At 35.1% G+C, this 15,454-nt stretch carries 9 protein-coding genes and 1 pseudogene; 9 read left to right on the top strand and 1 reads right to left on the bottom strand.

Going from position 1 to position 15,454, the window contains the following annotated elements:
* Positions 1-128 precede the first annotated feature (128 nt).
* From topA to ACSVH7_RS14635, 7 genes are all read left to right on the top strand, one after another.
* The gene (topA, locus tag ACSVH7_RS14665) at positions 129-2,648 is read left to right on the top strand and encodes a type I DNA topoisomerase (RefSeq protein ID WP_438067435.1); all 2,520 of its coding nucleotides are present in this window, start codon (positions 129-131) and stop codon (positions 2,646-2,648) included.
* Positions 2,649-2,651: 3 nt separating this feature from the next.
* Entirely contained in the window at positions 2,652-3,803 is a 1,152-nt protein-coding gene (locus tag ACSVH7_RS14660) for a formimidoylglutamase (RefSeq protein WP_438067434.1), read from the top strand.
* Between the two features lie 108 nt (positions 3,804-3,911).
* Positions 3,912-5,309: a gliding motility lipoprotein GldK gene (gene gldK, locus ACSVH7_RS14655; protein WP_438067433.1), complete on the top strand. Its 1,398-nt coding sequence runs from the start codon at positions 3,912-3,914 to the stop codon at positions 5,307-5,309.
* A 52-nt stretch (positions 5,310-5,361) separates the two neighbouring features.
* Complete coding sequence (gene gldL / locus ACSVH7_RS14650) at positions 5,362-6,006, top strand: gliding motility protein GldL (protein ID WP_438067432.1); 645 nt, start codon at positions 5,362-5,364, stop codon at positions 6,004-6,006.
* Between the two features lie 50 nt (positions 6,007-6,056).
* Positions 6,057-7,595, top strand: coding sequence for a gliding motility protein GldM (gldM, locus tag ACSVH7_RS14645; RefSeq protein ID WP_438067431.1), 1,539 nt, complete (start codon positions 6,057-6,059; stop codon positions 7,593-7,595).
* A gap of 41 nt (positions 7,596-7,636) precedes the next feature.
* Positions 7,637-8,626 carry a gliding motility protein GldN gene (gldN, locus tag ACSVH7_RS14640; RefSeq protein WP_438067464.1) on the top strand — a complete coding sequence of 330 codons (990 nt, stop codon included), beginning with the start codon at positions 7,637-7,639 and terminating at the stop codon, positions 8,624-8,626.
* Positions 8,627-8,700: 74 nt separating this feature from the next.
* Positions 8,701-9,753, top strand: a complete 1,053-nt coding sequence (locus ACSVH7_RS14635; RefSeq protein ID WP_438067430.1) for an NAD(P)/FAD-dependent oxidoreductase — start codon at positions 8,701-8,703, stop codon at positions 9,751-9,753.
* Here ACSVH7_RS14635 and ACSVH7_RS14630 read toward each other — a convergent pair.
* Positions 9,750-10,139, bottom strand: a complete 390-nt coding sequence (locus ACSVH7_RS14630; RefSeq protein ID WP_438067429.1) for a DUF983 domain-containing protein — start codon at positions 10,137-10,139, stop codon at positions 9,750-9,752. The two genes, ACSVH7_RS14635 and ACSVH7_RS14630, sit on opposite strands and share 4 nt — an antisense overlap.
* A 64-nt stretch (positions 10,140-10,203) precedes the next feature.
* On the opposite strand from ACSVH7_RS14630, the gene ACSVH7_RS14625 reads away from it, so the two are divergent.
* A complete protein-coding gene (locus tag ACSVH7_RS14625; protein ID WP_438067428.1) occupies positions 10,204-12,117 on the top strand; it encodes an ABC-F family ATP-binding cassette domain-containing protein in 1,914 nt (637 codons plus the stop codon).
* Between the two features lie 721 nt (positions 12,118-12,838).
* Positions 12,839-15,454, top strand: a pseudogene (locus ACSVH7_RS14620) (hypothetical protein); the annotation flags it as partial.

Raw genomic sequence — 15,454 nt, 5'->3', positions numbered from 1 at the left:
CAATGAAAAAAAGACTGTTTTTACGTGATTTTGAACAAGAGTCATTTGGTTTAAATCATACTTTTAAACTGCAATAAACATAAAATTTAAAAAAATCCTATACTTTTGCCGACATAAACAAATGGGATATGGCAAAGAATTTAGTTATAGTGGAGTCACCTGCAAAGGCCAAAACAATCGAAAAATTTCTAGGAAGTGAGTTTCAAGTGGAGTCAAGTTATGGTCATATTGCCGACTTGCCTTCCAAAGAAATAGGAGTAGATGTTGCAAATGGATTTAAACCCAAGTATGAAGTTTCTTCGGACAAAAAGGCTTTGGTGAGTAAACTAAGAACACTTTCTAAGAATGCAGAAATGGTTTGGTTAGCAAGCGATGAGGACCGAGAGGGAGAAGCTATTTCTTGGCATTTAGCAGAAGAGTTAAAATTAGATGCTAAAAAAACCAAACGAATTGTTTTTCATGAAATTACTAAGAATGCCATACTAAAAGCCATTGATAATCCTCGTGAGATTGATTATAATTTAGTGAATGCGCAGCAGGCTCGTCGTGTTTTAGACCGATTAGTAGGGTACGAGTTGTCACCTGTCCTATGGAGAAAAATCAAAGGAGGACTCTCGGCCGGACGGGTACAATCGGTTTCAGTTCGTTTGATTGTTGAGCGTGAAAGAGAAATTCAGAATTTCAAACCTATAGCTAGTTATTCAGTTGTTGCCGAGTTTACTAACGAAGCGGGAAAAACAGTAAAAGCCAAATTGCCTAAAAATTTTGCTACCAAAGAGGAAGCGCAAGATTTTTTAAATAAAAACACTAACTCCTTATATAAGGTTTCCGATTTAGAAACCAAACCCACAAAAAAATCACCTACCGCGCCTTTTACGACTTCAACTTTACAACAAGAAGCGGCTCGTAAATTGTATTTGCCCGTTGGAATTACCATGCAGTTAGCACAACGTTTGTATGAGGCGGGATTGATCACTTATATGAGAACGGACAGTGTAAATCTGTCTAAAGAAGCGATGGAAGCGGCTCAAGCCGAAATTATAAAATCTTACGGAAAGGAATTTTCTAAGCCACGAACTTTTGCTAATAAAAGCAAAGGAGCACAAGAAGCACACGAGGCGATTCGTCCAACAGATATGTCTTTGCATACCGTAAATGTAGATAGAGACCAAGCACGTTTGTACGATTTGATTTGGAAAAGAACCTTGGCTTCTCAAATGAGTGATGCCGAATTAGAGCGTACCAATGTGAAAATTGAAGCAAATAATCACAGTGAAGTTTTTGTGGCTTCGGGCGAAGTGTTGCTTTTTGAAGGTTTTCTTAAAGTTTACTTAGAAGGTCATGATGATGACGAGGAAGAACAAGAAGGAATGTTGCCTGCTTTGAAAGTAAATGAGCCATTGGCCAACTCATTCATTACTGCAACGGAACGTTATTCTCGACCTGCTGCAAGATATACAGAGGCTTCTTTGGTGAAGAAATTAGAGGAACTTGGTATTGGTCGTCCGTCTACTTATGCGCCAACAATTTCTACAATTATTAACAGAAACTACGTAGAAAAAGGAACGCTAGAAGGGCAAGAGCGTAATTATACACAACTAACGCTTCAAGCAGGAAAAATAGCTGAAAAACTTCTAAAAGAAAACACCGGATCCGACAAAGGAAAATTAGTACCAACAGATATTGGAACTATAGTTACCGATTTCTTGGTGAAAAATTTTGGTTCTATTTTAGATTATCATTTTACGGCCAAAGTAGAACAAGATTTTGATGAGATTGCTGAAGGCAACATTGAATGGGCGCAAATGATGCAAGAGTTCTATGATAAATTTCATCCAACAGTAAAAGACGTAGAAGCCAATGCCGATAGAGAAAGCGGAGAGCGTATTTTAGGCACAGATCCTGCTACTGGTAAACCTGTCTCGGTTCGTTTGGGTAAATTTGGTCCAATGGCTCAAATTGGAGATGCGGAAGATGAGGATAAAAAATTTGCCAGTTTACGTAACGAGCAAAATATTGGAAATATTACGTTAGAAGAAGCGCTGAATTTATTTTTATTACCCAAAAATTTAGGCTCTTATAAAGGTGAAGAAGTAGAGGTAAGCAATGGTCGTTTTGGACCATATGTTCGACACGGAGCAGTTTTTATTTCCTTACCAAGAGGTGAAGATCCTCTAGATGTTTCGTTGACTCGTGCCCAAGAATTGATCGATGAAAAAGCGCTAGCTGATGCACCTATTGCTGTTTATAAGGGAGAAAGTGTGCAAAAAGGAACCGGAAGATTTGGTCCTTTTATCAAATGGAATGGCATTTTTATCAATGTCTCTAAAAAATTTGATTTTGATAACTTATCTCAAGCAGATATTGAGTTTTTAATTGAGGATAAATTGCAAAAGAATATTGATAAAGTCATTCACAATTGGGAAAGCGAAGGGATTTTAGTAGAAAAAGCACGCTGGGGTCGTTCGGTTATTACTAAAGGAAAAATAAAAATCGAATTAAGTAAAGATGTCGATGCGTCTAAACTGACTTTAACTGAAGTTCAGGAAATGATAGCCAAGAAAACACCTGCTAAAAAAGCGCCTGCAAAAAAGACAGCAGCAAAGAAAACAACCGCCACCAAAAAAACAGTAGCCAAAAAAAAATAAGCCATGGAGTTTGATTTTCTTGTTCCGGTACCTAATGAAATCGTTACTTTTTGTAGTGAGTTGTCTTCACATGAAATAGGAGGAACTATCGCGTTACATACTGAGGATTTTTTTCCTGATTTGAACGATGTTAAAATTGCTTTGATTGGTGTTCTTGAGAATCGTGGGGATAAAAATAGCACTATAAAAGTGGATCTAAAACCCGTTCGTAAAGCGATTTGCAGTCTCTATAATGGAAATTGGAGTATGCAGATAGCTGATTTGGGAGATATTTTACCGGGAAATACGGCTTCAGACACCTATTTTGCGTTAAAAAAAGTAACTTCTAGTTTAATTAGAAAAGGCATAGTGCCCATTGTTATCGGAGGGTCTCAAGACTTGACCTATGCTTTGTATAGAGCTTATGATGAATTAGAACAAATGGTGAATTTGGTAGCTATTGATAATAAATTTGATTTTGGAAAAGAAACAGATGGTTTGTCTAGTAATTCCTATTTGACCAAAATGGTTATTGATTCGCCTAATAATTTATTTAACTACTGTAATATTGGGTATCAAACCTATTATAATTCTCAGGAAGAGATTGATATCATCGAAAAATTATTCTTTGATGCGTATCGATTAGGGGAAATCGCTAATAATATCGCTTTAGCTGAGCCAGTATTTAGAGATGCTGATTTGGTTAGCCTTGATTTAACGGTAGTGAAGTCCTCGGATTCAGGGAATTTTAATTGTTTTGAACCCAATGGATTTAATGGAAAAGAAATCTGTTCTTTATCTCGCTATGCCGGAATTAGTGATAAAGTATCTATGTTGGGTGTTTTTAATCATTCTTGTACACCCCAGGAGTCAGGATTAATCGCACAAATTGTATGGTATTTTATTGAAGGATATCAATTTCGTTCCGGAGAGTATCCTTTTGGGACTAAAGACAACTATCTCAGGTATATAGTGCCTTTAGAAGAAGAAGAGTTGGTTTTTTATAAAAGTAACAAAACAGATCGTTGGTGGATAGAAATTCCTTTTTTAACCAATGGTAATAATAAATTAAAAAGAAATACGTTGTTACCCTGTTCTTATGAGGAATACTTATCGGCTTGTAATCAAGAGTTGCCTGAACGATGGTGGAAGGCACAGCGAAAAAACAGTGTTTAAAAGTATATTAAAATTTTAAGTATTTGTTAGTAGTAAAAATTGTTTATTTAAAAAATATTAAATAGGTTTACGGCCTTAATTAATTGAATAGTTAACCCCCAAATTTATATGAAGAAAATCATTGTTTTTACGTCTTTATTAACTCTGTTGATCGGCTGTGGAAAATCAAGCGACAAAGGAGAATTAGTAGGTGTTAAAGGCGGTAAGTGGCACCCTGAAAAACCTTATGGAATGACATTAGTTCCAGGAGGTTCTTTTATTATGGGTAAATCAGATAATGATATTGCTGCTGTCGATGATGCACCAACCAAAACAGTCACAGTACGTTCCTTTTACATGGACGAAACCGAAATTACGAATAGTGAATACCGTTCTTTTGTAGAATGGGTAAAAGATTCCACTATTAGGGTTCGTTTAGCGATTCTTGCGGATATGAATGGACAAAAACCAGCAGATGGCAAAGGTAAAAATGCAGGCAGCATCTCTGATTTTGCATTTAACGATGCTGACCCAGCAAAGATGACAGCGTATGATAAGTATATGTATGACAATTACTATAGTGTTGGAACAGAAACCGATCCATACGCTACAAGAAAATTGAATCGCAAAGTAAAATTGATTAAGGATACCAAAAAATATCCTGATGAATATTATGCTGAGGTTATGGATTCCATGTATTTGCCTATAGACCAAACCTACAACGGTCTAAGAACAATAGATGTGAACAAACTAAAATACAAATATACTTGGATGGATATTCAAGCAGCCGCTAAAGCTAAAAATGGGTCTAGAAAAGATTTTATCAAAACCGAAGAAATTAGTGTGTATCCGGACACAACTGTTTGGATTAAAGATTATTCTTATTCATATAATGAGCCAATGCATAATGATTATTTTTGGCATAAAGCGTATGGAGAATATCCTGTAGTAGGTGTAAAATGGACACAAGCTAAAGCGTTTTGTGCTTGGAGAACCCAAAATAAAAATACCTACATTAAATCCAAACAAAAAGGACGTGAGTTAGTGAATTCTTTCCGCTTACCTACGGAAGCAGAATGGGAATATTCTGCAAGAGGAGGCCTTGAATCAGCTACTTACCCTTGGGGTGGACCTTACACTAAAAATGACAGAGGTTGTTTCTTGGCTAATTTTAAACCAAGCCGAGGTGACTACGCAGCAGACAATGCTTTATATACAGTAGAAGCCAAATCTTATGAACCTAATGGCTATAATCTCTATAACATGGCAGGTAACGTTTCAGAATGGACGAATGATGCTTATGATCCTAATGGTTTTGAATATGTATCTACTATGAATCCAAACGTTTCTGACGCTTCTAATAAACGAAAAGTAGTTCGAGGAGGTTCTTGGAAAGATGTTGCTTATTTCCTACAAGTAAGTACTAGAGATTTTGAATACGCTGACTCAGCAAGAAGTTTTATCGGCTTTAGAACGGTTCAAGATTATATGGGAACTCAAGCCACAGGAACTAAAAGAAAAAAATAAACACGAAACCCAATCATCTAATTATTATAAATTAACCTAAAAACAAATTATTATGGCATTATTAAGCAAAAAAACAATGAATTTCGCTTACGGTATGGGAGCGGCAGTAGTAATTATTGGAGCATTATTCAAAATTACTCACTTTGAATTAGGACCATTAACAGGAACCTTGATGTTGTCAATTGGTCTTTTAGTGGAAGCGGGTATTTTTGCTTTATCAGCTTTTGAACCAGTAGAAGACGAATTGGATTGGACTTTGGTTTATCCTGAATTAGCTAATGGTCAAGCTAAAACTCAAGTTAAAAAAGAAGAAAAAGTTGACGCGCAAGGAATTTTGTCTCAAAAATTGGATGCCATGTTAAAAGAAGCTAAAATTGACTCTGAATTAATGTCAAGCTTAGGGAATAGTATCAAAAATTTTGAAGGTGCTGCGAAAGCTATTTCTCCAACGGTTGATTCTATTGCTTCTACTAAAAAATACAGTGAAGAGCTTTCAATGGCTGCTGCACAAATGGAGTCTTTGAATAGTTTATACAAAGTGCAATTAGAAAGTGCTTCTAGAAATGCTGAAGCAAACAAAGAAATCGCTGAAAATGCTGGAAAATTAAAGGAACAAATGGCGTCAATGACTGCTAATATCGCTTCTCTAAACAATGTTTACGGTGGTATGCTTTCTGCAATGAACAACAAAGGATAATTAGTTTTAAACTACAATTATTATTTATTAAACTAATTATTTAAGAAAAAATGGCAGGAGGAAAATTAACCCCTAGACAGAAGATGATCAACCTGATGTATCTGGTTTTCATCGCGATGTTAGCAATGAACATGTCCAAAGAAGTATTATCTGCTTTTGGATTAATGAATGAAAAATTTGAAAGCGCAAATACCGCTTCAACTCAAAATAATCAATCTCTTTTGCTTGCTATTGATACTAAAGCCGCAGAGGCTAAAGGTGAATTTGCAATTGCTGCTCAAACAGCACACAAAGTAGAGGCAATTTCGAAAAATTTTGAGGCTTACATTGCAACATTAAAAGATCAAGTTCTTAAGGGATTCACTTCAGATGAATCTACAGGAAAACTTCCGTATGAAAATATGGATAAAGGAGACAATATCGACAATTGGTTTACTGGTGAAGGCTATACGGCAAAAGGGAAAGAAATCATTTCAAGTATAGAAAAATACAAAGCCGATATGAAAGCAGCTTTAGGTACCGATAAAAAGTATGCTGCTATTGTTAGTGAAATTGATAGCAAATTTAGTGTTGCAGATGTAAAAGATAAAGAAGGCGTAGCAATTAAGTTTTTATCCTACCACTTTAAAGGTTTTCCTGCAGTTGCTTCATTAGCTAAGTTATCAGCTTGGCAATCTGATGTTAAGAAGGCGGAAACAGATGTTTACAATTCAGCCTTAGGAAAAGCAGCTGTTCAAGCAGCTTCTTACAGTAACTATCAAGCTATAGTTGTTTTAGAAAAAAATGCTTATTTTCAAGGAGAAAATGTAAAAGGTAAAGTTGTTTTAGGTCGTTATGATGAAAACACAAAGCCAACATCTTTCCAAGGGCCGGGAAGATTAGAAAATGGTCAAGCGGTTATTTCACTTACTGCAGGAGGAGTTGGTGAACAAAATATTAATGGTCAATTTACATTCTTGGAAGATGGTAAAACAATTCCATTGAAATTTGCAGGAAAATATGTTGTGGTTCCAAGACCAAATTCTGCTACAATTTCTGCAGATAAAATGAACGTAGTATATCGTGGTGTAGTAAACCCAATGTCTATTTCTTTTGCTGGTATTTCTGATAAAGATGTAACTGCGTCAGCTCCAGGTTTGACTAAAGTTGGAAACGGAAAATACAACATGAGTCCAGGTTCTGGTACTGAAGTAGTAATTAATGTTTCAGGAAAAATGGCAGACGGGAAAGTAGCTAGTGATAAAAAGGTATATCGTATTAAAGGTATTCCTGGTCCAGCAGGTACAATTAGAGGAGAAATGGGTGTAGTTAAAGGACCAAAATCTAATTTACAAGTAGCGACTATTGGAGCGAAATTAGTAGACTTTGACTTTGAAGTAGGTTTAGATGTGGTAGGATTTAATTTTAAAATCGCAGGACAGCCTACAATCCAAGTTGCTGGTAACAAAATGAATGGACAATGTGTAGCAGCATTATCTAAAGCAGGAAGAGGAGATCAGGTAACTATCTCAGAAATTAAAACAAAATTAGTAGGAGCGGGTAGTTATTTATTACCAAGAACGGCGCCAGTAATTTTTGAAATACAATAATAGTAATCAAAGAATTACTTAATTTTTATAAGGACACCATGATGAATGTAAGATTTTTTTTAGTAGTTATTGTTGCTTTTACTGCTAAATTTTCAGGGGTTGCACAATCCAACCTTTTGAATGCGAAAACACCTAGCGAAATTGGACTTAAAACTCCTGCTCAGCGTATTTCGGATAACGACAAGCCTTTGGCCTATGGTTATGTGCATGATCGTGATATTTTAATGGGGAAAACAACTTGGGAAATCGTTGATTTGAGCGAAAAAATCAACTTCCCACTATATTTTCCCATTGATACTGCTAACATTGGACAAGACCGACGTTCATTGTATGATGTTCTAACTAAAGCTATGAAATCTGGTAAAATTACTGAAGTGTATACCGATAGTTATTTTAATACCAAAAAGTCACTGAAAGACATTCAGTCTTCGCTTTCAAGAGTAGATACGACAGATGCCGGTCGTGAGTTGATCAATCAGGATCCAGATGCTTATAGATCTAGAATGGTTAAGAAAAAAGTGGTAACTGGTACAGGAAAAAACAAAAAGGTTTCTTACGTAGAGGAAACAGTTGGGCCTACTAAAACTATTCCTTTGGAATACATGATCAAAAATGATTTGACTGCACAAGATGTAACGCAATACAAAATCAAAGGTTTTTGGTATTTTGATAAACGTCAGAGCGAGTTGAAATATAGATTACTTGGTATTTGTCCTGTGACTCCTGATGTTTTCACTATGAATAATGAGGAAAAGGATTATATTGAGTTATTTTGGGTCTTTTTTCCTGCGGCAAGAGAAGTGCTACATGAAGCAAAAGCTTTCAATGAAAAAAATTCCTCTATGCCTATTTCGTTCGATCAAATCTTGAATTCTAGAAGGTTTAATGGCGTAGTTTACAAGGAAGAAAATGTATACGGAGATAGAGCCATTGAAGATTATATGAAGGATAATTCACAAAACCAATTGTTAGAATCAGAAAGGATTAAGGAAAAAATTAGAAATTTCGAACAAGATATGTGGAATTACTAATTTAGAATGTACAGTAATTAAAACTCTTACTATAATGGTAAGAGTTTTTTTGTTTCATTAATTAATGTTATAGTATGATTGATTATATAATTGTTGGTGCTGGTTTGGCAGGAATATCGTTCGCCGAATTGGCCCTTGCGAAGGATAAAAATATTGTTGTCTTTGAAAACAACTCTCAAAATTCGTCACAAATAGCGGGTGGACTCTATAATCCTGTAATTTTGAAACGTTTCAGTGAAGTATGGAATGCGGCTGAGCAATTGGAAGAAATGCGTTTGTTTTATCAATCTATACAAAAGAGAATCGATATAAATGTTGACCATAGCATGGCAATATTGAGAAAATTTTCTTCTATTGAAGAGCAAAACAATTGGTTTTTAGCGGCTGATAAAAAAAATTTAGCCCCATTTTTATCTACATCTCTAAGATTTGAGCACTATTCGGGGATACAGTCTCCGTTTGGTTTTGGGGAAGTACTGCAAACAGGATACGTGGATACAGCTCTTTTGTTGCAATCTTACAGAACATATTTAAATGCTCAGAACCTTTTGCTTGTTGAAGATTTTCAATATAAAGACATACAATTGACTTCTTCCGGAGTTGAATATCATGGGATACAAGCTAGGCATTTAATTTTTGCTGAAGGCTTTGGTCTGCATGAAAACCCTTTTTTTAATTTTCTTCCTTTGGATGGTACAAAAGGAGAGTTGTTTATTATTAAGGCGCCGTTGTTAAAAATTGATGTGATCCTTAATACTAGCGTTTTTATTTTACCTCTTGGTGATGGCTATTTTAAAGTTGGAGCCACTTACAATTGGAAAGATAAAACGGCATTGCCTACGGACGAGGGAAAAAAAGAGTTAATGGAACGAATTGCAGAGATTATTCATTGCGATTTCGAAATTGTTTCCCATTTTGCTGGAGTTAGGCCCACGGTGCGTGATCGCAGACCGTTAGTGGGGACGCATCATATGTATCCTCAATTACATGTGCTAAATGGTCTGGGTACTCGAGGGGTTATGTTGAGTCCTTCCATGGCTAAAGCTCTTTTTGATCTTATTGAAAAACAAGTGCCATTACCTTTTGAAATTAATTGGAGGCGATTTCAAAAAAAGTACTTAGGCTAATTTTTATTTTCTTTTAAATTTGGATTATAACTTACAAAGAAATTAATGTATATGTTTCTTGACCAACGTAGCACCCATGGGAACAGAAAGATCAAAGTGCCGAGAATTACTAAAAAAGACGTTTTAATGGAAGTAGAAAAGAAAATATAAGATACTATAAATGCAGCTATTCCAAAGGCGACATTTAAGGCATAACTTACATACATAGCTCCATAAAAAAAGGAAGGCTCTATTTGATAGCGCAAGCCACAATGACTGCAATTCTCATTCATTTTTAATACTTTACTTATATTAAGGGGGTTCTTGTCTTCATACATGCTTTCATTTTGACATTTCGGACAAGTTCCTGTTAAAATGCTATTTAGTTTGGATCCTTTTTTTAACATTTGCAAAAATTTTTAACAAAGGTACAATTTTAGATTGCTACCTCAGTAACATTAGTCACAATCTATGCTTAATATACACAATTTATCAGTTTCATTTGGTGGGTCATATTTGTTTGAAGAAGTCACATTTCGATTAGGAGCGGGAGATCGAGTAGGTCTTGTAGGTAAAAATGGTGCTGGCAAATCTACCATGCTCAAAATTTTAGCTCGTGATTTTGCACCTGATTCCGGAAGTATTGCTCAAGAAAAGGAAGTGAGAATGGGTTTTTTGCGACAAGATATTGATTTTGAAGCTGGAAGAACGGTACTTGAAGAGGCTTATGAAGCCTTTACAGAAATTAAAATTGTTGAAAAAAAACTAGAGGAAATTAATCATCAGTTGGTTACTCGTACCGATTATGAAAGTGAAGCTTATGGTCAAATCATCGAAGACTTATCGGATTATACGCATCGTTTTGAACTTTTAGGAGGCTATAATTATGTGGGGGATACGGAAAAAATTCTTTTAGGTCTTGGTTTTAAACGAGAGGTTTTTGATAATCAAACGGATACTTTTTCGGGGGGGTGGAGAATGCGAATTGAACTCGCAAAATTATTGCTTCAGTCGAATGATATTCTTTTATTAGATGAGCCAACCAATCACTTGGATATTGAAAGTATCATTTGGTTGGAAGGTTTTTTGAGAAATTTCCCAGGAGTGGTTGTTATTGTTTCTCATGATAAAATGTTTTTAGATAATGTAACAAACAGAACCATTGAGATTTCATTAGGTAAGGCCTATGATTTTAATAAGCCTTATTCTCAATATCTTGAATTGCGTCATGAAATCCGTGAAAAACAGTTGGCTACCCAAAAAAATCAAGCTAAAAAAATCGAAGAGACGGAGAAATTGATTGAAAAATTTAGAGCAAAAGCCTCAAAAGCATCGATGGCTCAATCTTTAATCAAAAAGTTGGACAAAGTAGAGCGAATTGAGGTAGATGAAGATGATAACTCAGTGATGAGTATTACTTTTCCCGTTTCAAAAGAACCTGGAAAAGTTGTCATAGAGGCTGAAATGGTTTCGAAATCCTATGGGGATTCCACAATTTTGAAAGATATTAACTTATTGGTAGAAAGAGGAAGTAAAATTGCTTTTGTAGGACAAAATGGCCAAGGCAAATCTACCTTTATCAAAGCAATAGTAAATGAATTTGAATATAAGGGCTCGATAAAGTTAGGACATAACGTGCAATTGGGCTATTTTGCTCAAAATCAAGCCGAGTATTTAGATGGCGAAATTACGCTTTTAGAGACCATGGAAAACGCGGCCACCGATACCAATCGTATGAAGGTACGCGATATGTTGGGTGCTTTTTTGTTTAGAGGCGATGATGTAGAAAAGAAAGTAAAAGTGCTTTCTGGTGGTGAAAGAAACCGTTTGGCGTTATGTAAATTGTTGCTTCAACCGATCAATGTACTTCTGATGGATGAGCCTACGAATCATTTAGACATCAAGTCCAAAAACGTTTTGAAAGCGGCTTTGCAAAAATTTGGAGGCACCTTGTTATTAGTTTCTCATGATCGTGATTTTCTTCAAGGCATGTCGAATATCGTGTATGAGTTTAAAGATCAGAAAATAAAAGAATATCTTGGTGATATTAATTTTTTCTTAGAGCAACGTAATTTAGAAAACATGCGTGAGGTGGAGAAGAAAGAAGTTGAAAAACAGGCGGCTACGAAAGATAATTCAAAAGCGAAAGCTTCCTACGAAGATCAAAAAAAGAATAAAGCGTTACACAATCGATTGAGCAAAATCGAAAGTCAAATTAAGCAATTGGAAATCGATATTCAACATGATGATAAAATGTTGGCATCTAATTATGATAAGCATATCGAAGATGCTAATTTTTTTATAGCGTATAATAAGAAAAAAGCGGCTTTAGATCAACTTCTTGAAGATTGGGAAATTGTCCAAGAAGAGCTTGATGCTATGTAGCGTTATATTTTGTAAAACATTTTTACTTTTTAGGACATTTTTCAGTCTTATTGTTGGGGTAATATCTTCCTTTTGAGGGGTTTATTCATGCGGGTATTCCCCCTTTTTTTTTGTAATCATTCCTTTTATTTGAAAAATAATGTGTCTGCATTGGTTATTTAAAACTACAAGGATACTTCGTCTCTTGTATTTTAAATGGATTCTTTGGTTTGTGCTGATTTTATCTTTTTCTCTCTAATTTATTTATAATAAGAATGTATGCATTTTTTTTGCGTGTAATTTTTTTTTGGAGTAATGTGATCTTTTTGTTACTAAATCCTATTAATTTATAGAAATAAAGTTGCATTTAGTGAGTATGTCTTTTATTTAATTAACAAGAATAAATTGTCAATAAATAAAAATTTTATTAATTATTGTATTTTTTTTATAGCGTAAAAACAGATAACATAGCCTTTTTTTTACTGAAAAATGCATTTCGTCGACATAAATACGCATTTTATCGATTTTTTTCTTAAAACTCTAATTATTATTATGTTATGACTAAAATACTGTTAATTTTGCCATTATTAATAATTTTTTTTTGTAGTACTTGTTCTACGTATAAATACTTTTATTCTGTGTGTTATACGTAAAGTGTTTATATAGTTAACTTTATTGAATATGTGCTAACCCCCCCCCCAAGAAAAAACATTTTTGAACAAATTTGAATCGCTATTTATTTATGATTAAAAACTCTACTTTAAAAAATTTCAAACTGAATTCAAGTTTATTTATAAAATATTGCTACTTACTTTTATTGCTAATATCGACTTGTAATGTATATTCACAATTCTTCACAAATCACTACATAGCACCCGCTCCCTGGCAATACTTCAGCAAAGCAAATGAAATTGTAATTGCAACCAATTCCTCATCAACAGTAAATATTACTTTAAAGAAAAGTAATGGAACTGTTATCACAAATTTAACAGCTACAAAAGGAGCTCCAGCCGTTTACCGATTTAGTGGACTACCAAATTCTTTACCTATTCATGGTTTAAATACCGTTATTAATGCTGCAGGTATAATTGTTACAAGTAGTGGGCCCACATCTGTTAATCTTCGTAATGTAGCTTCTGATGAACTAGGTACTGACGGGAACGATAACTTTATAAAAGGGAATGCTTCATTGACTAGTTTTGGTGATGCGGGTATCGGAATAAGATATAGGATAGGTTATTATAGAAATGGAAATATAGCAGGAACTGAAAAACCTACATATTCAATTATGGCCATTAATGATGGTACTACAATAAAATTAAATGGTACTGTGTTAACAACATTGAATGCAGGTCAAAGCTATTTGTTTCAAGCAGCAATGGGCTCATTAGTAGAATCCTCAAGTGGAACAGTAATGAATACAGCTGCCAGACTTGATCAGCCAAGCGGTTGCGGAGATGGTACTTTTGATCAAATTCCTCCCGAGGCTGTTTTAGGTGTCGAATACTTTATTCAAAAAGGAAAAGGTAATGATACAGCTGAGCAAACTACAATTGTAGCCACGAAGTCCAACACTGTTATAACTATCAATAGCTATTCTATAACTGGAGCTTTGTCAGGTACCACCAATGTTACTTTAACAAATGCGGGCGATTTTCATACTTTTGTCAATGGCGTTGCTGGGTCAGGAAAAGAGTTTACTGCTTCCAGAATCTTCTCCACAGAAAACATAGCGGTTTATTCTGGAACAGCGCAATCGTGCGAAGTGGATATATCTGTAATTGCACCAGTATCTGCTTGTGGCGGTTCTAATTTTATTGAAACATATAAATTTAGAGACTATGTGGATGATAAGGGTAATGTTACTGATAAAAATAATGATTCAGATACTGAACCTGAATCATTACCTTATTTCGGTTATGTACTATTGAATGATGCTACTGCAATAGTCAATTTGAATGGTACAAATATAGAAACACTCACTGGGACAAGATACCAATTAGGTACTACTGGATGGTATATAATCAATTTCAAAAATGACCAAATAGGTAACCCTAATATAATTTCAGTAGAAAGTACTGCAAAATTAACAGTTTCAATTGTGCAACAAGGGGGTGGTTTCTCTATGGCTGGTTTTTTTTCTAATTTTGCACAGCAACCTGATGAGCCAACAATGTCATATATTTCTGGAGGTGGTTGTGTGAATTATTCGTCACAACTAACTTCTCCATCCGGTTTTGCTCCCTATCAGTGGTATTATAATGGAGTTGCAATTTCGGGAGCTACATCAAATACCTATACGGCCACACAAACAGGTTCCTACTCACTAGCGTCTACCTTGACCTGCGGTTCTTTAATACAATCTAAGCCTGTTACCGTTACTTTATGTACTGATCTTGAAGTGTTAAAAACAGTTAATCTACCTACCCCGTGTGTCGGTTCCAATGTTGAATTTACTGTAAATGTAACCAATAAAGGGCCTAACAACACATCTGGGTTAGTTGTTAACGATTTATTACCCACAGGTTACACATATGTAAGTTCTATTGCTTCAGTTGGAACCTATAATGCAACAACTGGAGTTTGGAGTATAGGTGATTTAAATAATGCCCAAGTAGAGAACTTAAAAATTGTTGCTACTGTAAAAGCTAGTGGGATTTATTTAAATAACGCCAGTATTCCTACTGGTAGTCAGCCAGACAATAACAACGCTAATGATTCAGCTAGTATTTCAACTGCTCCTATTGCATTACCTTCTGCTCTAGTTTTAACAGGAAGTACAATTTGTATTTCTCAAGGAGGGAACGGTACTATATCCTCTACCACTTCTGCAAACGGAGTGACCTATCAATTATATAATTCAAGTAATGTGGCGGTTCAAACTTCTAAATCAGGAACTGGTTCAGCATTAGTATGGTCATCATTACTTGCTGGTAATGGCTATTATGTTTTAGCTACCATCGGTGGCGCTTGTGCTGTAAAAAGCAACATTGCAAATGTTGTGCCTATCACAACAATTCCTCCAACAGCTTTAAGTCAAACTTTCTGCTCAGCTGAAGCAAAAAAAGTAAGTGATTTAGTTGCTGTAGGATCAGCTGTAAAATGGTATACAGCAGCAACAGCTGGAAGTTTGTATTTAGGTACAGAAAACTTAGTATCAGGAGTTTATTATGCTAGCCAAACATTAAACGGATGTGAAAGCGCAAGAACAGCGGTTACAGTAATAGTAAATATTGCGCCTACAAAACCTAACAAATTAAACTGTTGGGATAATTTTGTATTCAACACCACTACTTGTGCTTGGGATAATATTGGTACACAAGCCGTACAACCAGCTAAAGTAAACTGTTGGGATAAT

Origin of the sequence: Flavobacterium sp. TSSA_36 (assembly GCF_051547165.1) — a bacterium.
GTDB lineage: Bacteria > Bacteroidota > Bacteroidia > Flavobacteriales > Flavobacteriaceae > Flavobacterium.
Note: the sequence above shows the minus strand (reverse complement) of the source record. Positions and strands in the feature narration are given on the sequence as shown.